General features: G+C 61.3%; 20 protein-coding genes and 3 pseudogenes. 10 read left to right on the top strand and 13 right to left on the bottom strand.

Features of this window, described 5'->3' with window-relative positions:
- Nucleotides 1-3 precede the first annotated feature (3 nt).
- Nucleotides 4-1350 (bottom strand): sigma-54-dependent response regulator transcription factor AlgB, encoded by a 1347-nt coding sequence (gene algB, locus R1A29_RS29375; protein ID WP_025112294.1) that lies wholly within the window; start codon nucleotides 1348-1350, stop codon nucleotides 4-6.
- A gap of 427 nt (nucleotides 1351-1777) precedes the next feature.
- Between algB and R1A29_RS29370 the strand changes: the two genes are divergently transcribed.
- From R1A29_RS29370 to R1A29_RS29350, 5 genes and pseudogenes are all read left to right on the top strand, one after another.
- Entirely contained in the window at nucleotides 1778-2062 is a 285-nt protein-coding gene (locus R1A29_RS29370) for a hypothetical protein (RefSeq protein ID WP_039764878.1), read from the top strand.
- A 67-nt stretch (nucleotides 2063-2129) separates the two neighbouring features.
- Nucleotides 2130-2294: a DUF1328 domain-containing protein gene (locus R1A29_RS29365; protein ID WP_003177151.1), complete on the top strand. Its 165-nt coding sequence runs from the start codon at nucleotides 2130-2132 to the stop codon at nucleotides 2292-2294.
- Nucleotides 2295-2296: 2 nt separating this feature from the next.
- A complete protein-coding gene (locus R1A29_RS29360) occupies nucleotides 2297-2761 on the top strand; it encodes an inhibitor of vertebrate lysozyme family protein (RefSeq protein WP_438300267.1) in 465 nt (154 codons plus the stop codon).
- A gap of 697 nt (nucleotides 2762-3458) precedes the next feature.
- Nucleotides 3459-4791: pseudogene (gene gltP / locus R1A29_RS29355) on the top strand (glutamate/aspartate:proton symporter GltP).
- Nucleotides 4792-4893: 102 nt separating this feature from the next.
- A complete protein-coding gene (locus R1A29_RS29350) occupies nucleotides 4894-6123 on the top strand; it encodes a nucleoside recognition domain-containing protein (RefSeq protein WP_305834564.1) in 1230 nt (409 codons plus the stop codon).
- Nucleotides 6124-6126: 3 nt separating this feature from the next.
- Here R1A29_RS29350 and R1A29_RS29345 read toward each other — a convergent pair whose 3' ends face one another.
- The 9 genes from R1A29_RS29345 to R1A29_RS29305 all read right to left on the bottom strand — a co-directional run bounded on the left by R1A29_RS29345 (nucleotide 6127) and on the right by R1A29_RS29305 (nucleotide 16299).
- A complete protein-coding gene (locus tag R1A29_RS29345) occupies nucleotides 6127-6750 on the bottom strand; it encodes an ABC-type transport auxiliary lipoprotein family protein (RefSeq protein WP_438300266.1) in 624 nt (207 codons plus the stop codon).
- A complete protein-coding gene (locus R1A29_RS29340) occupies nucleotides 6747-7685 on the bottom strand; it encodes an MlaD family protein (protein ID WP_085713056.1) in 939 nt (312 codons plus the stop codon). Before R1A29_RS29340 ends, R1A29_RS29345 begins: the two co-directional genes overlap by 4 nt.
- 1 nt (nucleotide 7686) lies before the next feature.
- Nucleotides 7687-8490 carry an ABC transporter ATP-binding protein gene (locus R1A29_RS29335; protein ID WP_438300265.1) on the bottom strand — a complete coding sequence of 268 codons (804 nt, stop codon included), beginning with the start codon at nucleotides 8488-8490 and terminating at the stop codon, nucleotides 7687-7689.
- A complete protein-coding gene (locus R1A29_RS29330; protein WP_085713058.1) occupies nucleotides 8487-9635 on the bottom strand; it encodes an ABC transporter permease in 1149 nt (382 codons plus the stop codon). The genes R1A29_RS29335 and R1A29_RS29330 overlap by 4 nt, the downstream gene beginning before the upstream one ends.
- Before the next feature lie 55 nt (nucleotides 9636-9690).
- A complete protein-coding gene (locus R1A29_RS29325; RefSeq protein ID WP_438300264.1) occupies nucleotides 9691-10719 on the bottom strand; it encodes a DUF5924 family protein in 1029 nt (342 codons plus the stop codon).
- A gap of 76 nt (nucleotides 10720-10795) precedes the next feature.
- Nucleotides 10796-12187, bottom strand: coding sequence for a M16 family metallopeptidase (locus R1A29_RS29320; RefSeq protein WP_438300263.1), 1392 nt, complete (start codon nucleotides 12185-12187; stop codon nucleotides 10796-10798).
- A 94-nt stretch (nucleotides 12188-12281) separates the two neighbouring features.
- Entirely contained in the window at nucleotides 12282-13940 is a 1659-nt protein-coding gene (locus R1A29_RS29315; protein WP_134828627.1) for a Na/Pi cotransporter family protein, read from the bottom strand.
- 213 nt (nucleotides 13941-14153) lie between these two features.
- Nucleotides 14154-14921 (bottom strand): TerC family protein, encoded by a 768-nt coding sequence (locus tag R1A29_RS29310; protein WP_114880872.1) that lies wholly within the window; start codon nucleotides 14919-14921, stop codon nucleotides 14154-14156.
- A 70-nt stretch (nucleotides 14922-14991) separates the two neighbouring features.
- On the bottom strand, nucleotides 14992-16299 hold the full coding sequence (locus R1A29_RS29305; RefSeq protein WP_438300262.1) for a CitMHS family transporter: 1308 nt from the start codon (nucleotides 16297-16299) through the stop codon (nucleotides 14992-14994).
- A gap of 324 nt (nucleotides 16300-16623) precedes the next feature.
- Here R1A29_RS29305 and R1A29_RS29300 point away from each other — a divergent pair.
- Nucleotides 16624-16725, top strand: a pseudogene (locus R1A29_RS29300) (GFA family protein); the annotation flags it as partial.
- 12 nt (nucleotides 16726-16737) lie between these two features.
- Here the strand turns inward: R1A29_RS29300 and R1A29_RS29295 are convergent.
- Nucleotides 16738-17064, bottom strand: a complete 327-nt coding sequence (locus R1A29_RS29295) for a DOPA 4,5-dioxygenase family protein (RefSeq protein WP_438300261.1) — start codon at nucleotides 17062-17064, stop codon at nucleotides 16738-16740.
- Between the two features lie 84 nt (nucleotides 17065-17148).
- On the opposite strand from R1A29_RS29295, the gene R1A29_RS29290 reads away from it, so the two are divergent.
- Nucleotides 17149-17814 carry an NAD(P)-dependent oxidoreductase gene (locus tag R1A29_RS29290; protein WP_438300260.1) on the top strand — a complete coding sequence of 222 codons (666 nt, stop codon included), beginning with the start codon at nucleotides 17149-17151 and terminating at the stop codon, nucleotides 17812-17814.
- On the opposite strand, the pseudogene R1A29_RS29285 reads toward R1A29_RS29290, so the two are convergent.
- A pseudogene (locus tag R1A29_RS29285) lies at nucleotides 17815-18766 on the bottom strand (choline sulfate utilization transcriptional regulator). It abuts the gene before it with no gap.
- Nucleotides 18767-18880: 114 nt separating this feature from the next.
- Here R1A29_RS29285 and betC point away from each other — a divergent pair.
- The 3 genes from betC (at nucleotide 18881) to R1A29_RS29270 (ending at nucleotide 23000) form a co-directional block, all read left to right on the top strand.
- Nucleotides 18881-20395: a choline-sulfatase gene (gene betC / locus R1A29_RS29280; RefSeq protein WP_438300259.1), complete on the top strand. Its 1515-nt coding sequence runs from the start codon at nucleotides 18881-18883 to the stop codon at nucleotides 20393-20395.
- 16 nt (nucleotides 20396-20411) lie between these two features.
- Nucleotides 20412-21329 carry a choline ABC transporter substrate-binding protein gene (gene choX, locus R1A29_RS29275; protein ID WP_438300258.1) on the top strand — a complete coding sequence of 306 codons (918 nt, stop codon included), beginning with the start codon at nucleotides 20412-20414 and terminating at the stop codon, nucleotides 21327-21329.
- Between the two features lie 102 nt (nucleotides 21330-21431).
- Nucleotides 21432-23000 carry a SulP family inorganic anion transporter gene (locus R1A29_RS29270; RefSeq protein WP_438300257.1) on the top strand — a complete coding sequence of 523 codons (1569 nt, stop codon included), beginning with the start codon at nucleotides 21432-21434 and terminating at the stop codon, nucleotides 22998-23000.
- A 7-nt stretch (nucleotides 23001-23007) separates the two neighbouring features.
- Here R1A29_RS29270 and aroE read toward each other — a convergent pair whose 3' ends face one another.
- Nucleotides 23008-23829 (bottom strand): shikimate dehydrogenase, encoded by an 822-nt coding sequence (aroE, locus tag R1A29_RS29265; protein WP_438300256.1) that lies wholly within the window; start codon nucleotides 23827-23829, stop codon nucleotides 23008-23010.
- Between the last annotated feature and the right edge of the window lie 7 nt (nucleotides 23830-23836).

The following is a 23836-nucleotide window of genomic DNA, read 5'->3' as shown; positions in this document are numbered from 1 at the left end:
CGCTCACAGGTTGTACTGCTTGCGCTTACGATACAGGGTCGAGGCGTCGATCCCGAGAGTCTTGGCCGCCTGGTCGAGGGTTCCGGCAGTCGCCAGCACAGCGCCGATATGAGCTTTCTCCAGCTCGTCGAGACTCAAGGCCGCACCGACGCGCGGCGCATTGTTGGCGGGTTGCTCGGCCATGCCGAGGTGGCTGATTTCCACACGCTCCTGCGGGCAAATGATGCTCGCCCGCTCGACCACGTTGCGCAGCTCGCGGATGTTGCCGGGCCAGCGGTAACCCAGCAGCGCTTCCCGGGCCTCGTCGCTGAAGCCACGGGCCGGACGGGCATATTCCTTCACGAAACGGGCGAGGAAGCGGTCGGCCAGGGTCAGGATGTCTTCGGCCCGCTCGCGCAGCGGTGGCAGATGCAGAGTGATGACGTTCAGGCGATACAGCAGGTCTTCGCGGAAACGACCGTCGCGCACCATGTCCTCAAGATTGAGGTTGGTGGCCGCGAGGATGCGCACGTCGGCGCGCCGGGTGACCGGATCCCCTACCCGCTCGTATTCCTTGTCCTGGATGAAACGCAGCAACTTTGGCTGCAATGTCAGTGGAAAATCGCCGATCTCGTCGAGAAACAGCGTGCCGCCATCCGCCTGATTGACCCGACCCAAGGTGCTTTCGCTGGCCCCGGTAAACGCGCCGCGACTGTGACCGAACAGCTCGCTTTCCATCAGCTCGGCGGTCAGCGACGGGCAATTGATGGTGACGCAGGATTTCTTCTCGCGCTTGCTCCAGCCGTGAATCGCCCGGGCCAGCTCACCTTTACCGGTGCCGGACTCGCCGAGAATCAGAATGTTGGCATCGGTGCTCGCCACTTGCCGCGCGGTTTCGAGTACGACTTTCATCGCCGGGCTGTGGGAATCGAGACCGTCCTTGGGTTTGCGGATCTCGCCTTCGAGGGCTTCCAGACGCGCCGAGAGCTGGCGGACTTCGAGCTGCTTGGCGGTCGCCAGGCGCAGCTGGTCAGGGCTGCACGGTTTGACCAGATAATCGGCGGCGCCCGCCTGAATCGCGTCCACCGCCGTATCGACAGCCGAATGGGCTGTGACGATCACCACCCGCATCCACGGCGCCTGGATGCGCATCTGCGCCAGCACGTCGAGACCATTGTCTTCGCCGAGGCGCAGATCGAGGAAGCACAGATCGAACACCTGACGCTGCAACAGCGCGTCAGCCTGGGCCGCGCTGTTGGCGGTGGCAACCGTATAGCCTTCATCTTCGAGGCAATAACGGAAGGTTCGCAGGATGGCGGATTCATCGTCCACCAGCAGAATGCGGCCTTGATGCTCAGTGGCTGATTCCATTTTTCCTACGCTCCATAAGTGAATGTCTTGGGTTAGTCCCGGAAAAATCGGGCAAGTTGCATGGTTGATTCTGATCGATTCCAGTCATAGCAGGGTAGCTCTCTCCTGCCCTCAAGGCTAATTCACTGATTTTGTTGATTTTTTAAACAACCGGCGTTTTTCAGGCATTTGCCTGCTTCCTTTTCTGACATCCGCACCCTGCTCTCAATTCAAAAAGAATGATTTCTCCTACGAAGCATTCGTGCATTTCGCACGACCTTGGATGACCCATCGTGCAGGATGCGTCGTCCTGATTTCTCATTACGTTTGTAACTATCTGATTTTATTGGTTTTTTTAAAACAAAAAAGCTGGCATGCAGGCTGCAATACCTCTCTCAGCCCGGGCAGATATGCACTGCCCTAACCGAATAAGAGTGAGGAACCCAGGATGACTCGCCAACGTGCCGCCCAAATGCGTATCTCGCCACTGCACCTGCAGCAGGCCCTGTTTGGCGCACTTGCGCTGCTGATTACTCTGATCGCCTGCCAGCAATACCTGCGCTGGGAACAGAGTCAGCAACCCGAGCCCCTGATTTCGATGCAGCACGCAACGCAGACGCACTTCAGCGCTGTCAGCAGCAGCCAGGCCGACAACGGTGCAATGCGCATGATGGATGTCGACCAGCCACAGCCGCTGGGCGACATGCCACGCGAAGAACGCTGGGTTTTCTGATCCACGAATCTGGGCGCCGCTGCGCCGAGACCGGCAACACCCCTAAATAGAAACAAGGAGAATCACCATGTTGAGCTGGGCAATCACATTCCTGATCATTGCCATCATCGCTGCAGTACTGGGCTTCGGTGGTATCGCGGGCACCGCCACGGGTATCGCCAAGATTCTCTTTGTCGTGTTCCTGGTGATGTTCATCGCCTCGTTCTTCTTTGGCCGTCGCGGCCGAGGTTGAACATGAGTGTTTTAAAGACACTGGCAGCCGCCCTGCTTCTGGGCGGTAGTGCCATGGCGATGGCGGCCAATGATGGCCAGACGCGGGTCAACGAGCTGCTGAGTTCCGACCCGCACTACAGGGAAACCTGGGAAGGCGTGGTGAAGAAGGAAGAACGCCTGCCGGAATGGGTGATGAACCTCTCCGGTACGCCGGACCAACAGATGAATGCCGTCACTGAAGACGGCGACAAGTATCTGGTCGGGCCGCTCTGCGAATCGCAGGACAAATGCCTCAACCACCGCTTGATCGTCGCGTTCAGCTTCGACAAGAAACACGCTTACGCCATGCTGGTCGATGTGCCCGAAGGACTGCCGGCCGACAAGTCGCCCACGCGACATGCCACCTACCGCTTCCTCGGCAAACCCGATCAGGGCATGCAGGATCTGTTGATGGAAACGTTGAAGAAAGATCCGAACTGGTATTGAACATGAAGGCAGCCGACAGCTGCCTTCCATTGCGCCCGCCCGAGGAAGGCCGGCGCATGACCAAGGGGCCGGGACGTTCTGACTGTTGCAGGGTCGGAGTGACCTACGGGTACAGGGAGTGCCTGCGATGAGGGCCGGGTCAGGGTAAAAGCTGCGACGCAAGTTCGCCAACCCGGAGCGGTTCGACGGACTTGCGCTGGGCTTTCAAAGTGACAAAACATTGATCCAGAGCGTTCTGCTCATCTTTTTATCGATCACACTGCGCGCGAAAAGCATTTCGCGGTGTTTCCTCGCGACCGTATATCGAGAAAGAGTCGATAAAGCCAGTCGGCGTTTTAGATTCCAAACGTAGGCTTTTTCGGAAAATTTTCGTCGAAATCACTCGTTCAAAAAATAACCAATCTACGCTGTAATGGCCGGTTCACGGCACTTATGCCTGCCGAAATGTCGTATTCGAACCGGTTGGGACGCCAGTTTCATTTAAAAAAGCTCATGCCGATTCGGCATAGGGTAGGCGTTTACGGCATTAGACGGCGCAACCCCGCATCGGAATAGTTGCGCCTTTTTTCGCCTGCCGGAGAGCCGTAAACACGCGCTTCGGGGCACCTTATACGGAGGCAGATGCACAGACTTTTCCGCCAAGAGCGTTCCAGTTCCTGCATGTGCCTTGAGTCAAACGCAAGTAAGGGTAAAGAATATGAAGAAGGCAAAGCTTAGCCTCGCCTGGCAGATCCTCATCGGTCTGGTATTGGGGATTGCAATCGGTGCGTTGCTCAACCATTTCAGTGCCGAAAAAGGCCTGGTGGATCAGCAACGTCCTGCAACCGGCAGGCGATATCTTTATCCGTCTGATCAAGATGATCGTGATCCCGATCGTCATTTCTTCCCTTATCGTCGGCATCGCCGGCGTGGGCGACGCCAAGAAGCTCGGGCGTATCGGCCTGAAGACCATCATCTACTTCGAAATCGTCACCACCATCGCCATCGTCGTCGGCCTGCTGCTGGCCAACCTGTTCCATCCGGGTGCCGGCATCGACATGAGCACCCTGGGCACCGTGGACATCTCCAAGTACCAGGCGACCGCCGCCGAAGTACAGCATGAACACGCGTTCATCGAGACCATCCTCAACCTGATCCCGTCGAACATCTTCGCGGCCATGGCCCGCGGCGAGATGCTGCCGATCATCTTCTTCTCCGTGCTGTTCGGCCTCGGTCTGTCGAGCCTGCAGTCGGACCTGCGCGAGCCGCTGGTGAAGATGTTCCAGGGCGTCTCGGAAAGCATGTTCAAAGTCACCCACATGATCATGAACTACGCCCCGATCGGCGTGTTCGCCCTGATCGCGGTGACCGTGGCCAACTTCGGTTTCGCATCGCTGCTGCCGCTGGCCAAACTGGTGATCCTGGTTTACGTCGCCATCGCCTTCTTCGCCTTCGTGGTGCTGGGCCTGATCGCCAAGATGTTCGGTTTTTCGGTGATCAAGCTGATGCGCATCTTCAAGGATGAGCTGGTGCTGGCTTATTCCACCGCCTCCTCGGAAACCGTGCTGCCGCGCGTGATCGAGAAGATGGAAGCCTACGGCGCACCGAAAGCCATCTGCAGCTTCGTGGTGCCGACCGGCTACTCGTTCAACCTCGACGGTTCGACCCTGTACCAGTCCATCGCGGCGATCTTCATTGCCCAGCTGTACGGCATCGACCTGTCGATCAGCCAGCAACTGCTGCTGGTCCTGACCCTGATGGTGACCTCCAAAGGTATCGCCGGCGTGCCGGGCGTGTCGTTCGTGGTACTGCTGGCCACACTGGGCAGCGTCGGCATTCCGCTGGAAGGTCTGGCGTTCATCGCCGGTGTCGACCGTGTGATGGACATGGCGCGTACCGCCCTGAACGTGATCGGCAACGCCCTCGCCGTACTGGTCATCGCCCGCTGGGAAGGCATGTACGACGACGCCAAGGGCCAGCGCTACTGGAACTCGCTGCCACACTGGCGCAGCAAGGAAAAACTGCCGGCCGGTGAGGTTTCGAAAAACTGATCCCCGCCTGCAAGGCACCCTGACAAACCCCGGAGAAATCCGGGGTTTGTCGTTTCTGGCGACCCCGCTATCATTCGCCGCATCTTCCGGGGGATTTGACTGATGCTTAATGGCCTGTGGCTTGGCTTCTTCATCGTGGCAGCCGTGTCGGCGCTGGTGCAGTGGCTGGTCGGCGGTAACGCCGGAATCTTTGCGGCGATGGTGGAAAGCATTTTTGCCATGGCCAAGCTATCGGTCGAGGTCATGGTGTTGCTGTTCGGCACCCTGACCCTGTGGCTGGGATTCCTGCGCATTGCCGAGAAAGCCGGGATTGTCGAATGGCTGGCCAAGGTACTCGGACCGCTGTTCCTGCGACTGATGCCGGAAGTGCCGGCCGGGCATCCGGCGCTGGGCCTGATCACCCTGAACTTCGCTGCCAACGGCCTGGGCCTGGACAACGCCGCCACACCGATCGGCCTCAAGGCCATGAAAGCGCTGCAGGAGCTCAACCCCAGCTCGACCATCGCCAGCAACGCGCAAATCCTGTTCCTGGTGCTCAACGCGTCGTCCCTGACCCTGCTGCCGGTGACGATCTTCATGTACCGCGCCCAGCAAGGCGCGCCGGACCCGACGCTGGTATTCCTGCCGATCCTGCTGGCCACCAGTTGCTCGACCATCGTCGGCTTCCTGTCGGTGGCGTTCATGCAGCGCCTGCGGGTCTGGGACCCGGTGGTGCTGGCCTACCTGATTCCCGGCGCGCTGATCCTCGGCGGCTTCATGGCGCTGCTGGCGACGATGTCGGCCACGGCGCTGGCGGGGCTGTCGTCGATCCTCGGCAACCTGACGCTGTTCGGCCTGATCATGTTGTTCCTGGTGATCGGTGCCTTGCGCAAGGTGAAGGTCTACGAAGCGTTCGTCGAAGGTGCGAAGGAAGGTTTCGACGTTGCCAAGAATCTGCTGCCGTATCTGGTGGCGATGCTTTGCGCCATCGGCGTATTGCGCGCATCGGGCGCACTGGATTTCGGCCTCGACGGTATTCGTCATCTGGTGCAGTGGGCAGGGTGGGACACCCGGTTCGTCGATGCGCTGCCGACCGCGATGGTCAAACCGTTCTCCGGCAGCGCCGCCCGGGCGATGCTGATCGAAACCATGAAGACCTCCGGCGTCGACAGCTTCCCGGCGCTGGTGGCGGCGACGATCCAGGGCAGCACCGAAACCACGTTCTACGTGCTGGCGGTGTATTTCGGCGCAGTGGGCATCCAGCGTGCGCGGCATGCCGTCGGTTGCGCGCTGCTGGCCGAATTTGCGGGCGTGCTTGGCGCTATCGGCGTCTGCTACTGGTTCTTCGGCTGATACTCAAGGCCGGGCGGTTGGCGCAACTTTCTGGCCTTGCTCCACCGCCCATGCCACGACTTTCGCGGAGAGCCGATCACTGGCCTGACCAAACCCGGCCACCACCGCCGGAACCTTCACATCACTCAACGGCTGGCGCTCTTCAAAGCGGCGGCTGGCGAGAATCTTCTGGTCATAGCCGCGCACCAGCAACGCATCCATCCGCACCACGACGCTGGCCTGATTGCCCTGATATTCCGTCTGGAACGCCTGCAAGCTGCCGCCCAGTTCCAGATCCGCAGCAAAATTGCTGTCATCGGTACTGAGCAACGTCACCCGGCCATCACGCGCAAAGCCATCGAGCAGCCGGTTACGCATCAGCACCGGCGCCGGATCGCTCCAGCGCGAAGCCTTGTAGGTGCTGATCACATCGCCCTGGGGAATCACGGCGATGCCCGGCCGGTTCAGCGCTTCGCTGGCTTGCAGTTTGTTCAAGCGCAGCGACCAGTGTTGAGCCGCCGAACTGGCCGCAGCGGGCGCCTGTGCGGCTGGCAAGCGGTAGACATCCAGCGGCTCGGACTTGGGCAGAATCGAGCAGGCACCGAGCAGCGTGAAGCCGGCGAGGAGGGCGAGGCGAGTCAGCTTCATGGCGTGAACTCCTTGTTCTTTTCACTGCCCAGCAGGTAACCGCTGGGGTTGGCCTCCAGACGTTGGGAAATGGCCCGCAGCGAGGTCAGGGTTTCACGCAGTTCGCGCACTGCCGGCGCGAGGCCGTTGAGGCCCTGCATGCCGCTGTCGAGGGAATTCTGATTCTTGCTCAGCAAGCCGTTGATGGTGGCGCTGCTCTGTTCCAGCGACTTCATCGCCTGCTCGGCACTGCCAAGCGCCTGCTTGCCCTGATCGTTGAGCAAACCGTTGGCGTTGCGCATCAGCGCCGAAGTCTGCTCGAGCATGCTGCCAGCCTGTTTGCCGACAGTTGCCAGTTGTTGCATGGCTTGGCGCAGATCGCCGCGCTGATCGTTGATCGAACCGGTGGTCTGTTCCAGGTGCTCGAGGGTTTTGCTCACGCGCTCGATGTTGTCGGCGGAGAACATCTGATTGGCGTTGTTCAGTAGCGTGCTGACCCCGCTCATCAGATCGTTGCTGTCGTTAAGCAACCGAGAGATAGGCGAGGGCGAGGCGACGATGGTCGGCAGTTCGCCGTCCTTGCCACGCAGTTTCGGACTCTCTGGCGTGCCGCCGCTGAGCTGGATGATCGAGGTGCCGGTGATCCCGGCCAGGGCCAGTTTGGCCAGGGTGTCTTCCTTGACCGGTGTATCGCCGCCGAGGCGAATCCGCGCCAGCACCCGGCGCGGGTCCTTCGGATCGAGCCGCAGGCTGACCACGTCGCCGACCTTGATCCCGCTGTACTGCACCGGGCTGCCCCGGGACAGGCCGCTGACCGCCTCGTTGAAGACGATTTCGTAATCCTTGAACTCGGTGTCGACGCTGGACTTGGCCAGCCACAGACCGAAGAGCAGGGCGCCGGCCACCACAATCACCGTGAACAGGCCGATCAACACATGATGGGCTCGGGTTTCCATGTCAGACCTCGTTGAGCAGTTTGGCGGCGTCCAGCGCCGAGCGGCCGCGAGGGCCGTGGAAATATTCGTGAATCCACGCGTCGTCGGTTTCCGAGACCACGTCGATGGGCCCGGCCACCAGCACTTTTTTCTGCGCCAGCACCGCCACCCGGTCGGTGATGGTGTAGAGCGTGTCGAGGTCGTGGGTCACCAGAAACACGCTCAGGCCCAAGGCATCGCGCAAGGTCAGGATCAACTGGTCGAACTGCGCCGCACCAATCGGATCGAGGCCGGCGGTAGGTTCGTCGAGAAACAGGATGTCCGGATCCAGCGCCAGCGCCCGGGCCAGCGCCGCCCGCTTGATCATGCCGCCGGACAGCGACGCCGGGTATTTGTCCGCCGCAGACAGCGGCAGCCCGGCCAGCGCCAGCTTCACCGCCGCCAGGTGCTCGGCGTCGTCACGGCTCAGGCCGGCGTGCTCGATGAGGGGCAGGGCGACGTTCTCGGTGACGGTCAGCGAGGAGAACAGTGCACCTTTCTGGAACAGCACGCCAAAGCGCCGCTCGATCAGCGAACGCTCATGCTCTGGCAGGCTCGGCAGATTCTGGCCGAACACCTTGACCATACCTTCGCTGGGCCGGCGCAAGCCGACGATGCTGCGCAGCAACACCGACTTACCGCTGCCGGAGCCGCCGACCACGGCGAGGATTTCGCCTTTGTACAAGTCCAGGTCGAGGTTCTCGTGCACGCTCTGGCTGCCGAAGCGATTGCACAGGCCACGGACTTCGATCACCGCCTCGGACGGCACGCGGGGTAGACGACTCACCAGCCCATCTCCATGAAGAACAGCGCGGCGACCGCATCGAGCACGATCACCACGAAGATCGATTGCACCACGCTCGAGGTGGTGTGGGCGCCGACCGATTCGGCGCTGCCACTGACCTTGAAGCCTTCCAGACAGCCGATGGCGGCAATCAGGAACGCGAAGATCGGGGCTTTGACCAGACCCACCAGGAAATGTTGAATCCCGATGTCGCTTTGCAGCAGCGACAGGAACATCGCCGGCGAAATATCCAGCGACACGGCGCAGACCACAGCGCCACCGATGATCCCGCAGATCATCGCGAGAAAGGTCAGCATCGGCAGGGCCACCAACAACGCCAGCACGCGGGGCACCACCAGCAATTCCATGGGGTCGAGGCCGAGGGTGCGGATGGCGTCGATTTCCTCGTTGGCCTTCATCGAGCCGATCTGCGCGGTAAAGGCACTGGCGGTGCGGCCGGCCATCAGGATCGCCGTGAGCAGCACACCGAACTCGCGCAGGAAGGCGAAGCCCACCAGATCCACGGTGAACACGCTGGCGCCGAAACTGGCCAGCACCGTCGCCCCGAGAAACGCCACCACGGCACCCACCAGAAAGGTCAACAACGCCACGATGGGCGCGGCGTCGAGGCCGGTCTGTTCGATGTGCGCGATCATCGGCGTGATCCGCCAGCGCTTGGGCCGGAACAGGCTGCGGGCGATGGTTTCGAGGATCAGGCCGACGAAGCCGAGCAGTTGCAGGGTGTCCTGCCAGACCGTATCGACGGCCCGGCCGATGCGGGTCAGCAGTTGCACGCTGACGCTGATTTCCGGTTCCTTGATCGGCACGCAGAAGTCGGTCAGCGAGCGATACACGGTTTGCAGCAACGCGCGGTCGGCCGTGGAAATCGTGCAGTCGGGGTGTTCGGCGGATTTGCCCAGGCGCTCGGAGCCAAGCAGTTCCACCAGCAGCGAGGCGCCGGCGGTATCGAGGGCGCCGAGGCCGTTGAGATCGATGGTGGTGCTGGCGTCGTACTGACCGCGGAGCGTTTCGCTCAGGTGCTTGAGTTCGGCGTAATGGGCGAGCGTCCAGTCCCCGGTGACCCGCAGACGGGCAGGGCTGATCGTGGTGTCCAGTCGGGCATTACCGGTCATCGAGCTGCTGGTCATAAGCTCCGTGCTTGTTCGGCTGAATTCGCGAACCTACGTAATAGCACGAACCGGATTACTTTTCTTTGGTCGGTGTGCTGTCCGTGATTTCGAAGCGCAGCACGCCGATCACCTGGTCGTCTTCGGTCAGCACCCGCACCTGCCAGTCACCGACCGGGTTGCCGGGGAAAACCTGCTTGTGGGTCCACGCCCGGTAGCCTTCCTTGCGCCCGCCATGGATGTCGAGGGCAATGCGGTCGACCTCTTTGCCGTTGAACTGCCACACGTGATAGATCCGCTCATCGAGCCCGCGCGGGGCGTTGATCGCGGTGTAGGCGTAGAGCCCGCCGTTGCGGATCTGCTCGGCGCTGACTTGCTCGAGGCTGGCGCCGGGGGTGCGATCCTGCAACTGAGTGCTGATCGCAACGTCAGTCATCCACAGCGTCGCCGGCGGCACCCACGAACGCAGGACCCAACCGACGCCGCCGATTCCGATGGTGATGCTGAGGATCGCCAGCGCGTTGCGCACGGTGCGGATCGGGAAGATCGACGCCAGACTCGGGAACGACAGCACCACGGCAGTCCCCAGCGCCCATTTGAAACTCTGCGACGTGGTCAGGTGCATGATCACCGGCAACGCGGTGAGCAGGGCGGCGAACAGCGTCAGGGTGTGCAACGCAAGGAACGCCCAGCGCCGCGGCGCCAGCCATTTGTAGTAGAGCGGATCGACAATCGAGATCAGCGCGGCGATGCACAGCAGACCGGTGAACACCAGTTGGCCGCTGTTCCAGGTGGTGGTGATAAAGAAGAACGGCAGGACGAAAAACAGGCTTTCCTGGTGAATCATCTGCGTCGCATAACGCAGCAGCGGCTGGGGGATTTCCCGTTTGAAGACCCGCGTGAACAGCTCGGTCAGGCTGTTTTCCAGCATCAGCCAGATCCAGCTCAGCAGCATGATCGTGGTGATCCAGCTCGCCAGCCCCTGTTGCCGGTCGACCAGGATGAAACTGCCGACGCCGGAGATGAAACCACCGAGCGCAATGACCCCGGGGTAGCGCTTCATCAGTTCGAGGATGCGCTGGATCAGGAGGGTCAATTTGGGCATTTGGGCGGTTCACGACAGTCGAAGAAAAAAACCTCGACAGAGTACCGCCCGCCGGGGGCTGTGGCGAGGCTGTCGATCAGTCTGAAGGCACGGATTTGCGCCGGCGCAGATGCCAGCCGAGCAGGACAAGCCCCAGAACACCAACCGCGCCGCCAATCAGCCACAGCACCTGATCGTCACTGAACAGCGGCTTCTCGATCCGCAGATAGCCCGGCTGCAACAGCAATTCGCGCATGGCCTTGTTCGCCGCCTCCAGCGTGACCCCTTGCAGTTCCCGGGCGGGATCGGCGAAGCGGCCATCCTCATAGTCGCCCAGCGCGCTCCAGTAATAATCGGCCATGCCGCTGTTGCCCTGCACGGCCCAGGCCTGGTGGGCGATGGCTGCCTGTTTGATGCGATTGAAGGTATCGGCATCGAGGCCGTTTTTCAGCAGGCTGGCCTTGAGATCTTCCAGCACCTGTTCGGCTTCGCTGATGTCACCACGATCCAGATCGGCGTTGAGGCTCATGAAGCCGACACCGCCGAACACCTCACGCTCGGCCCAGGGCCCGTAGGACAGCCCATGGTTCAAGCGCAGCTCGCGGTACAGCGCCCACTCCAGATATTCCTTGAGCAGGTCGAAAGTCTCGTCGTACTGATCGTCGAGCATCGGCTCCGGTACCAGCCAGTGCAGCTTGGCGCTGTTACCGATGAAACCGCGAGTGATCGTGCGTTCGTGAGCAGCGCTGGTGCGGATGTCCGGCAGCGATCGGTGCTCGCTCGGATCGACCGCCTCGAGCGCGCCCCACGCCCGTTCCAGATAGGCCGGCAGCAGCTTGTCGAGGTCACCGACCACAATCAGGGTCATGTTGTTCGGCGCGTACCAGGCCTTGCGCACCTTATCCAGTTGCTCGCGGGTCAGGCCTTCGACTTCGGCCCGTTGCGGACATTTCAGGCCCAGCTCGACCGCCAGTTGATTGCTCGCACTGTGGCCCAGATCCTGACGGTCGAGAAAACGCCGCAGCCGGGTGTAATGGCCGCCATCCTCGCGCTCGACCACCCGTTTGGCGGCGTTGATCGCGTTGTCGTCGAAACGGGTCTGGGTCAGCAGATCCAGCAGCAGGTCGAGCACCTTGCGCTGGTTTTTCGCCGGGGCTTCGATAACGAACGTGGTGTCGGCGTTGCTGGTGAAGGCGTTCCAATCGCCGCCCAAAGCCTGCATACGTTCTTCGAGGCCACCTTCGCCGGTGGCGTCGATGCCGCTGAACAGCAAGTGTTCGAGCAGGTGCGGCAGCTCCTTTTCATTGCAGTCGAAGTCGTCGAGGCCGACGCCCACCACCAGCCGGATCGCCACATGCCCGCGTTCGGTGCCGGGCTTGAGCAGCAATTGCAGGCCGTTGGGCAGCGCATAGCCTTCGACCTGGAAGCGATCCAGGGCGAAGGCGGGCAGGGAACCGAGCAGCAGACAAGCGAACAACAGGCAACGCATAACGAGCTTCCATACAGCTGAATTGGAGATCCGTGTCATCAGTCCGGCCGCGAGGCCGAACCTTGAGTTACTGACTGACCACAGTCCCAGACGTTCAAGGCGAATGCGTGATGTCGGCCATTTCGTCCGCCGCCAGCGCGCCGGTATCGGAAGTTTCCAGCACCACATAGGCGCTGCTGCAGAACAGCGAGTTCAAACGTTTCATGTCGGCAATCAACTCCAGGTGCAGCGAACTGGTCTCGATACTCTGCACAATCTTGCGTTGCAAACGGCTGACATGGGCGTGGGCCAGACGGCGTTCCTGGGCGCGGAAGCGACGTTTCTCGCGCAACAACTGACGGGCGCTTTCCTTGTCGCCACTGAGAAACACCGACAGCCCGAGCCGCAGGTTGGCGATCAATTGCTGGTGCAGCCCGGCCAGCTCTTCCAGCCCGTCTTCGGAAAACGAGCGGCGTTGCGAAGTCTTCTGCTGCTGGATTTTGCGCAGCATGCGTTCGATCAGGTCGCTGGCGAGCTTGAGGTTGATCGCCAGTTCGATGATTTCCGCCCAACGCCGACTGTCCTGCTCGCCGAGATCCTCCCGGGGCATCTGCGCCAGATACAGCTTGATCGCGCTGTACAGCGCCTCGACGTCATCGGTCAGTTTGCGCATTTCCTGGGTGACGGCAGTCTGTTTGCCGCGCAGCACATCGAGGGCGGCATCGAGCATGTTGTCGATCAGATCACCCATGCGCAGGGTTTCCCGGGCGGCGTTGGCCAGCGCCAGGCTTGGCGTGACCAGTGCCGTCGCGTCGAGATGACGCGGCTTGGCAGTGCCGTTGACCTCTGGACGCTCCGGCAGCAACCAGGCACACAACCGCGCCATCGGCGCGACCGTCGGCAGCAGGATCAGGCAGCGTGCGGTGTTGTAGAGCAGGTGGAAGCCGATGACCATTTCCTGCGGGCTGTAATCGAGGTTGTCGATCCAGTGCGCCAGCGGATCGAGCACCGGAATGATCAGCAGCAGCCCGATCAGTTTGTACAACAGGCTGCCCAGCGCCACTTGCCGGCCAGCGGCGTTCTGCATGCTGGTGCTCATGAAGGCCAGCACGCCGCTGCCGATGTTGGCGCCGATCACCAGACCGATCGCCACCGGCAGGCTGATGACATTGGCGCCGGCCAGGGTCGCGGTCAGCAGCACGGCAGCGAGACTTGAGTAGGAAATCATCGCGAACAATGCACCGACCAGAGCGTCGAGCAGGATGTCGCCGGTCAGCGAGGCAAAAATCACCTTCACGCCTTTTGCGTGGGTAATCGGCCCGGCAGCCTCGACAATCAGTTGCAGCGCCAGAATGATCAGCCCCAGCCCGATGGCCACACGGCCCATTTGCCCGAGCCGCGTCTGTTTGCGCGAGAGAAAGAAAATCACCCCGAGAAAAATCAGCAGCGGCGACAGCCACGACAGGTCGAACGTCAGCACCCGCGCCATCAACGCCGTACCGACGTCGGCGCCGAGCATGGTGGTCAGGGCCGGAGTCAGCGCCATCAGGCCCTGGCCGACGAAGGAGGTGACGAGCATGGCGGTGGCGTTACTGCTCTGCACCATGGCGGTCACGAGGATGCCGGCGATGAAGGCGAGCCAGCGCCTGGACATGTTCTGGCCGATCACATGCCGCAGATTGGTGCCGTACACCCGCAGGATGCCGGTTCGAACGATGTGCGTGCCCCAGATCAGCAAGGCCACGGCAGAAAGCAGATTGAGCAGGGTTAGCATGCAGACCCCCTGTAGTTGCAGCGCCCCAAAGGGGCAAGTTGACGATACCGCGCGGTTTCTACGTGTTGTTCTTAAGCTGTAGTTGGCTAACGGTCCGGGCGCCAGCATTGCACAGCTAAAGCGGGGATTGAAACAAAAGCGTCATGAAAACAGGTTCATGCAGCCATGAAAAAAGGGCCCGAAGGCCCTTTGATCATCAGCGCAGCGCTCCGGTTACTGACCCGGAACATCCTTGCGCAGTTTCACCGGATCCTGCTGTTTCTTCTTTTTTGCCATCGCGGTGCGCAGCTTGATGTTGATGGCCTCGACCGCCAGCGAGAAGCCCATGGCGAAGTAGACGTAGCCTTTCGGCACGTGCACGTCGAACGCTTCGGCGATCAGCACGGTGCCGACCACCAGCAGGAACGACAGCGCGAGCATTTTCAGCGACGGGTGCTTGTCGATGAACTCGCTGATCTTGCCCGAGGCCGCCATCATCACCAGTACCGCGACGATGATCGCCGCGACCATCACCGGCACATGGGAGACCATGCCGACGGCGGTGATGACCGAGTCCAGCGAGAACACGATGTCGATGATCGCGATCTGGATGATGGTGTAGAGGAAGTTGCCGCCCTTGCCGCCGGGCGTCTCGTCGCTTTCGTCTTCACCTTCCAGCGCGTGGTACATCTCCTGGGAGCTTTTCCACAGCAGGAACAGGCCACCGAAAAACAGGATCAGGTCACGCCCGGAAATGCCCTGGCCGAACACCACGAAGAGGTCGGCGGTGAGGCGCATGACCCAGGTGATCGACAGCAGCAACAGGATCCGCGTGATCATGGCCAGGCCAAGACCGAAGATCCGGGTGCGCTGTTGCATGTGTTTGGGCATGCGGCTGACCAGGATCGAAATCATGATGATGTTATCGATGCCCAGGACGATTTCCAGGGCGGTCAGGGTGAAGAAGGCAACCCAGATCTCAGGGTTGGTCAGCCATTCCATGTGTATTCCTTTGAGCGTGTGTTAAACCAGGACGCCAGCAAGCAGCTGGCGTTCTGGTGAGTTGATGCCGTTACAAAGTGCTGAACAGCGGGAAAGTCCCCAACAACAGTGCGGCGGCCAGTATGCACAGGCAGACCAGCACTGCCCACTTCAGGGTGAAACGCTGGTGATCGCCGAACTCGATCCCGGCCAGAGCCACCAGCAGATACGTCGACGGCACCAGAGGGCTCAGCAGGTGAACCGGCTGGCCGACGATCGAGGCGCGAGCCATTTCCACGGCGGTGATGCCGTAATGGCTGGCCGCTTCCGACAGCACCGGCAACACACCGTAGTAGAACGCGTCGTTCGACATGAAGAACGTGAACGGCATGCTCACCAGCGCGGTAATCACCGCCAGGTACGGGCCGAGGAAATCAGGGATCACCGCCAGCAGGCTTTTCGACATGGCATCGACCATGCCGGTGCCCGACAGGATACCGGTGAAGATGCCCGCCGCGAAGATCAGACTGACCACCGACAGTACGCTGCCGGCGTGCGCCGCGACGCGATCCTTCTGCATTTGCAGGCAAGGGTAGTTGACGATCATTGCAATACTGAACGCCACCATGAACAGCACCGGCAGCGGCAGCAGGCCGGCGATCAGGGTGCACATCAGCGCCAGGGTCAGCAGGCCGTTGAACCAGATCAGCTTCGGACGACGGGCATCCGGGAATTGCGAGACGCTGATTTCGCTGTGGTCGATTTCGTCGCCGATCAGGTGCAGCTCGCCCAGACGCGCACGTTCACGTTTGCCGTAGAAGTAGGCAATGATCAGGATCGCCACCACACCGGCAGCCATCGCCGGGATCATCGGCACGAAGATGTCCGACGGGTCCACGTGCAGCGCACTGGCGGCACGGGCGGTCGGGCCACCCCACGGGGTCATGTTCATCACGCCGCCGGCGAGGATGATCAGACCGGCCATGATCCGCGGGCTCATGCCGATGCGGCTGTACAGCGGCAGCATGGCGGCCACGCAGATCATGTAAGTGGTCGCGCCGTCACCATCGAGGGAAACGACGAGCGCCAGTACGGCGGTGCCGACCGAAACTTTCAGCGGGTCGCCCTTGACCAGTTTGAGGATCTTGCGCACGGCCGGGTCGAACAGGCCGGAGTCGATCATCAGGGCGAAATACAGAATGGCGAACATCAGCATCACGCCGGTCGGCGCAAGCTTGGTAATACCTTCGAGCATCATCGGGCCGATCTTCGGCGCGAAGCCACCGAACAGAGCGAACAGGATCGGGATGATGATCAGTGCGATCAGCGCGGACAGGCGCTTGGTCATGATCAGGAACATGAACGTGATGACCATGGCGAAGCCAAGGAAAGTCAGCATGGGAATACTCCAGGCGTAGCGCGGCTAGGTAAGTGAGCGGATCGGGCGGGATCAGCGCAGAACGGGAAGCACGAGACGTACGGGCGGAGTTGGAGCGAGGAGGCGGGCTACAGAGGACATCAGAATCACCATTGTTGTTGTTAATTGGGCCTGACGCGGGAGCAATCACACGCGTTGGCCAACCGGTCTGTTGCCGGTAGTGGCGGCGATCCTAATGGGGCAACCTTTCAGCCAGCTTTCGCAGGTGAAAGCTTCGATGCGAACGGCCAACCGACCGTCGGATGCGACTGGAGTCAATGAACACGGGAACGGGAGGGCAGGGTGATGAATGAATTGCACAGCGGCGGCTGCCATTGCGGACATATCCGCTATCAGTTCAGCGGAGCGTTACCCGACATTGCCCACTGTCATTGTTCGATCAGTAAAGAAACCATCTGATCAAAAAATAGACAGGTCCAGCGGCCGCATCGCGCCCATCCAGATCGCATGCTCGGTGTGGTCGAGCAAATCATCGCCAGTGTCCGGGTGCAGGAACACCACCAACCCCTTGCGATTGAGCGCCAGCCACGGCAGCACGTCGCCGATCAGCTCCGGACCGAAGGCCAGTTGGCAGCTCCAGTCCGGATGCGGGCCGACCGGGCGTTCGTGCACACGGCCCATCTTCAACGGGAATAATTGCGCGGCCTGCTCACACAGCGCACGTGCCTGAGCAATGGTGCTGGCGTCGTAATAAACGTGGGCGTGATAACCCTTGATCGTCTGCATCGCAAACCCTCTGAATCGGTTCGAACCCTCGGCGCTGGCCGTATGTCACACGCCATACAAGGGAAAACAAAAGGGAACTCAGCCATGAAAAATGCCGAAACCCCGGTGGTGAAAGTGGTGCTCTATGGTGCCATGAGTAGCCTGGGCAGTGCGTTGATGGCTGAACTGCTGCGCCGCCAGCACGAAGTCATCGCCATCCTCGACGACCTGACCGCCCTGGCGCCACGTCCTGGCCTGCGCACCAAAAGCGGCGATCTGTTCGATGCCGAACGGGTCAACCAGAGTGTGGCCGGCAGCTCGGCGGTGATTTGCCTGCTCGATGCGCCGGGCCTGCCGTTCAGCAGCGATCATGTGGAAAAGTCCGTGGTGCTGGGACCGGTGGAACAAGTGCTGGCGGTCGATGCGCTGATCGATGGCCTGCAAGCGGCCAATGTGTCGCGACTGTTTGTCGTCGGGGATTTCGCGCTGCTCGACGAGCCGGACCTGGATGATCGCCTGCAACGCCACGCCGCCGAGGAAATCCGCGAAGCCCTGCAAGGCAGCCCGTTGCGCTGGACGCTGGTCGATGCGCCGCGTGGAGTGGCGGGGCTGACCATCGAGCATTTCAGCCAGGTCAGCAGCAGTCTTGAGCCGGGCCTGGCCGAACCGTTGGAACGCCTGAACCGGGTGGCCATCGGGATGGCCGATGAGCTGCGGTTGAATCTGCATGTGGGCGAACACGTGAGTTTTGTCGCGGCGTCGGAAGGCTGATCACACCGCGATCGAAGGCAAATCCATTCCCGTCAGCGACTGCGCGCTGCTGGCCTGTTCGGCCATCAACCAATCGACAAACAGCTGGATCAACGCCCCACGCCGTTTGCGTTGCGGCAGCACCACGTAATAGCCGAGGCGGAGAGAGAGTGGTCTCCGCAATCGGCCGGCACAACAAACCTTGAGCGAGCAAGTTATCCACAAGGTGCCGCCAGCCAATCGCCACACCCTGACCGCCAATAGCCGCCTGAATCAGCAAGGTGTAGTTGTCGAAACGCAGCTGGCCTGGCGCGGGCGGCGTGTTAATACCGAGTTCGCGGAACAGGCCGCTCCAGTCGAACCAGTTGCTGCTGTGCTCGCCGCGCAAGTGCAGCAGCGGAAACTCCAGCAACGCCTGGGGAGGCAAGGGCCGGGCGCGATCCTTGAGCAATTGCGGGCTGCACACCGGGAAGACTTCTTCGCTGAACAGCCAATGACTTTCGCCCTGTTTGAAGCGACCGTCGCCGAACAGCACGGCAACGTCGATATCCGGCCGGAGCATGTTGTGATTGCGCTCGCTGGTGACCAGGCTGACATCCACCTGTGGATTGGCTTCGTGAAAACGATGCAGACGTGGCATCAGCCAGTACGCAGCGAAGGCGAAATCGGTGGCGACCTGCAACACTTCATGTTGCTGTTGTGCGCTGATCGCGCTCAATCCTGCGTCGATATTCTGCAAACCGAGGGTGACTTGCTCGAAAAGGATCGAACCGACCTCGGTCAGTTCGATACCTCGGTAGATCCGGTCGAACAGCCGTGTTCCGAGCTGCTCCTCCAGCCTTTTGATTTGCTGACTGATGGCCGGTTGAGTGGTGCCGAGTTCCACCGCAGCGGCAGTAAAACTGCGATGACGGGCTGCCGCCTCGAAGGCGCGCACCAGGTCCAGCGACAAATCACCGAGGGCTTCATACATAAGCTGTGCTTATCCTAGTCATTGTCCGGCGCGGGCTTTACCGGAGATTGCGTGGAATCCATGCTCGATCGCAGCAATGTCGCATAAATATTCACTATGGAATGCCGCGATCACATGAAGCGCAAGAACATTCTCTTCATCATGGCCGATCAAATGGCCGCGCCAATGTTGCCGTTCTACGGCCCGTCGCCGATCAAACTGCCGAATCTCAGCCGCCTCGCCGAACAGGGCGTGGTGTTCGATGCCGCGTATTGCAACAGCCCGCTGTGCGCGCCGTCGCGTTTCACCCTGGTCAGCGGCCAGTTGCCGAGCAAGATCGGCGCCTACGACAACGCCGCGGATTTCCCCGCCGACATTCCCACCTACGCCCATTACCTGCGGCGCCTCGGCTACCGCACTGCGCTGTCGGGCAAGATGCATTTCTGCGGGCCGGATCAACTGCACGGCTATGAAGAACGCCTGACCAGCGACATCTACCCGGCCGACTACGGCTGGGCGGTGAACTGGGACGAGCCCGATGTGCGGCCGAGCTGGTACCACAACATGTCTTCGGTATTGCAGGCCGGGCCGTGCGTGCGCACCAACCAGCTCGACTTCGACGAAGAGGTGGTGTTCAAGGCGCAGCAATACCTGTTCGACCACATTCGCGAGGACGGCGACCAGCCGTTCTGCCTGACCGTGTCGATGACTCACCCACACGATCCGTACACGATTCCCAAGGCGTTCTGGGATTTGTACGACGATGCGGATATCCCGCTTCCCACAACACCGGACCAGCATTCGCTCGATCCGCATTCCCAGCGTTTGCTCAAGGTTTACGACCTGTGGGACAAGCCATTGCCTGTGGATAAGATCCGCGATGCGCGCAGGGCGTATTTCGGCGCGTGCAGCTATATCGACGCCAACGTCGGCAAACTCCTGCAAACCCTCGAAGATTGCGGGCTTACGGACGACACCATCATCGTGTTCTCCGGTGACCATGGCGACATGCTTGGGGAAAAAGGCCTCTGGTACAAAATGCACTGGTTCGAGATGGCCTCGCGGGTGCCCCTGTTGATAAGTGCACCCGGTCAGTTCAAATCCGGCCGCGTCAGTGCTGCTGTGTCTACAGCCGACCTGCTGCCGACCTTCGTCGAACTGGCCGGCGGCAGTCTGGAACCGAACCTGCCGCTGGACGGCCGCTCGCTGGTGTCGCACCTGCAAGGGCAGGGCGGTCACGACGAAGTGTTCGGCGAATACATGGCCGAAGGCACCGTCAGCCCGCTGATGATGATCCGGCGTGGCGCCTACAAATTTATCTACAGCGAAACCGACCCTTGCCTACTCTTCGATGTGGATAACGATCCACGGGAGCAGGAAGAACTCAGCCAGTCACCGCAACATCGCCAGCTGTTCGACGATTTTCTCGCCGAAGCACGGGCCAAATGGGACATTCCGGCGATTCACCGCGAGGTGCTCGAAAGCCAGCGACGCCGGCGCTTCGTTGCCGAAGCGCTGACCATCGGCAAGCTGAAGAGCTGGGATCACCAGCCGCTGGTGGACGCCAGTCAGCAGTACATGCGCAACCACATCGACCTCGATGACCTGGAGCGCAAAGCCCGTTATCCACAACCCTGCCAAAACCAATAACGTTAAGGGGAAGTCCATGGTCAAGTTATCCACAGTCGTGACGGTCAGTCTGCTGGCACTGGGCAGCGCATCCGCGTTCGCCGAGAGCTGCGACACGGTGAAGATGGCCGATCCCGGCTGGAGCGACATTGCCGCGACCAACGCCATCACCGGTTTTCTACTGGATGGCATGGGCTACAAGGCCAAGGTCGACACCCTCGCAGTGCCGATCACCTTCGGCGGCTTGAAGGATGGCCAGGTCGACGTGTTCCTTGGCAACTGGATGCCGGCGCAGCAGGGTTTCTACGACAAGTTCGTGGCCACTGGTGACGTCACGCAACTGGCGAAGAACCTCGACGGCACCGAATTCACCCTGGCCGTGCCGGACTACGTGTGGGACGCGGGTGTGCATAACTTTTCCGACCTGAACAAATTCGCCGACAAGTTCGACCGCAAGATCTACGGCATCGGCTCCGGCGCGCCGGCGAACATCTCGCTGCAAGAGATCATCAAGAAGAACGACTTCGACATGGGTCAGTGGAAGCTGATCGAGTCCAGCGAACAGGCGATGCTTGCCGAAGTCTCGCGGGCAGTGAAGAAACAGAAATTCGTCACCTTCCTCGGCTGGACCCCGCACCCGATGAACGTGCAGCTGAAAATGCATTACCTCAAGGGTGGCGAGAAATACTTCGGCGACACGGGCAGCGTCTACACCCTGACCCGCAAGGGCTACGCCGAGGCCTGTCCGAATGTGGGTAAATTGCTGACCAATCTTTCGTTCACTCAGGAGATGGAGAACAGCATCATGGCCGAGGTAGTGAACAAGAAGGTCAGCAATGCCGATGCGGTGAAGGCGTGGATCAAGGCGAATCCGGCGGTGCTGGATAAGTGGCTTGATGGGGTGAAGACCGTGGATGGGAAAGAAGCTTTGCCGGCTGTAAAAGCCAAACTGTAACTGCGCAGGCCGATCGTTCCCACGCTCTGCGTGGGAATGCCGCCATGGACGCTCTGCGTCCCGGGCTGCGTACAATGCGCAAAATTTCACCCGAGAGGACCCATGGCCTTTCCCAGCCGCCGCTCACTGTTCCCCTTCCTGACCTGGCTGCCCCGGCAGACCCGCGCCAGCGTCGGGCGGGACCTGGTCGTCGGCCTTAGCGGTGCGATTCTCGCGTTGCCGCAGTCGATAGCCTACGCCCTGATCGCCGGGCTTCCGCCCGAGTACGGCCTGTATGCCGCGATTATTCCGGTGCTGATCGCCTGTCTGTGGGGCTCGTCGTGGCATCTGATCTGCGGCCCGACCGCTGCCATTTCGATTGTGCTCTACGCCAGTGTCAGCCCACTGGCCGTGCCGGCATCGCAGGACTACATCACCCTGATTCTGCTGCTGACGTTCCTGGCGGGGATTTTCCAGTGGCTGCTCGGCCTGTTGCGGTTTGGCGCACTGGTGAATTTCGTCTCGCACTCGGTGGTGCTGGGGTTCACCCTCGGCGCGGCGGTGGTCATTGCCATCGGCCAGTTGCCGAACCTGCTGGGGCTGGATCTGCCGGCCAAGGCCACGGCACTGGCCAGCCTGATGGACTTGCTGCGCCATCTCGGGGCTGTGGATAAACCCTCGCTCGTCCTCGGCGTCGCTACGGTGCTGGTTGGCGTATTGCTCAAACAACTGCTGCCACGCTGGCCGACGCTGTTGATGACTCTGGTGCTCGGCAGCCTGGTGGTGTGGATGTGGCCGGCGATGTTTGGCCATGTTCAATTAGTGAGTGCCTTTGTCGGGCGCCTGCCGCCGTTCAGTGGGTTGCCGCTGGACATGGATCTGGTCCTGCGCCTGCTGCCGAGCGCCGTGGCGGTGGGCATGCTCGGGCTGGTCACCAGTCTGTCGATTGCCCGTTCGATTGCCGCGCGCTCCCAGCAACTGCTCGATGCCAACCAGGAAGTTCGCGCCCAGGGGCTTTCCAACATCATCGGGGCGTTCTTTTCGGGATCCTTGTCCGCCGGTTCGTTCACCCGCTCCGGACTGAGTTATGAGGCCGGGGCCTGTTCGCCGCTGGCAGGGGTGTTTTCGGCGTTGTGGGTGGCGCTGTTCGCGATTTTCGGCGCCGGGCTGATTGCCCATATTCCGATCTCGGCCATGGCCGGCAGCATTCTGTTGATCGCCTGGGGACTGGTGGATCATCGCGGCATTCGCGCGCTGTTGCGGGTCAGCCGGGCGGAATTTGTGGTGATGAGCCTGACCTGCGTCGCCACGTTGCTGCTGGAACTGCAGACGGCGATTTATGCCGGTGTGCTGGCGTCGCTGTTTTTCTACCTCAAGCGCACTTCGCAGCCGCGAGTGCAGCATTGGCGCGACGGCGAGGACGATGTGCTGCGGGTCGGCGGGTCGATCTTTTTCGGCGCCAGCCACTACCTGCAAGTGCGCCTGCAACGGATGCACGGCGCGCGGGTGGTGATCGAGGCGCAGCAGATCAACTTCATCGACTATTCCGGCGTGGAAATGCTCCATCAGGAAGCCCGGCGCCTGCTGCGCCAGGATCGCAGCCTGACCTTGCGTCAGGCGCGACCACAGGTGGTGGAGGAGTTGCGCAAACTCGAAGGGGCGGAAAAATGCCCGATCCGCTTCGAGGACTGAAGACGCCTTACAGCGCCAGTTGTCGACGCAATTCCGCCAAAACCGGCGCCGTGTCGGGACGCACACCGCGCCATAGGAAAAAGGCTTCCGCCGCCTGTTCCGCCAGCATGCCCAAGCCATCCATCACCACACCCGCGCCGTGCTCACTGGCCCAGCGGCAGAACGCGGTCGGCTCCTTGCCGTACATCATGTCGTAGCACAGGGTCTTGCCAGCCTCGATCAGGCTTGTGGCAATCGGCGGAACGTCGCCGGTAAGGCTGGCGGAAGTGGCGTTGATGATCACGTCCACCGGCTCGCGCAGCCAGTCGTAACCGCTGGCCGACACTGGCCCGAGGTCGCAGAACAGTTCGGCCAGCAGCTCGGCCTTGTCCACCGTGCGGTTGGCGATGATCACCGACGCCGGTTTCTCCGCCAGCAACGGCTCCAGCGCACCCCGTACCGCGCCACCGGCGCCAAGCAGCAGAATGCGTTTGCCGGTGAGGCTGAACCCGGCGTTGACCGTCAGATCGCGCACCAGCCCGGCGCCGTCGGTGTTATCGCCGAGCAGGCTGCCATCGGCCAGCTTGCTCAAGGTGTTCACCGCGCCGGCGCGTTGGGCACGGTCTGTCAGACTGTTGGCCAGGCGGTAGGCGTCTTCCTTGAAAGGAACGGTCACGTTGGCGCCGCGACCTGCCTGGAAAAACGCCGTGGCGCAGCCGGAAAAATCATCGAGCGGTGCCAGCAGGGTGCTGTAGTCGAGGCTTTGCCCGGTCTGCTCGGCGAACAGCTTGTGAATCATCGGCGACTTGCTGTGGCCAATCGGGTTACCGAAAACGACGTAACGATCCATCAGAAAT

The organism is Pseudomonas sp. NMS19W (assembly GCF_051554255.1).
Classification (GTDB): domain Bacteria; phylum Pseudomonadota; class Gammaproteobacteria; order Pseudomonadales; family Pseudomonadaceae; genus Aquipseudomonas; species Aquipseudomonas kribbensis.
This window is presented reverse-complemented; position numbering and strand designations above follow the sequence as displayed.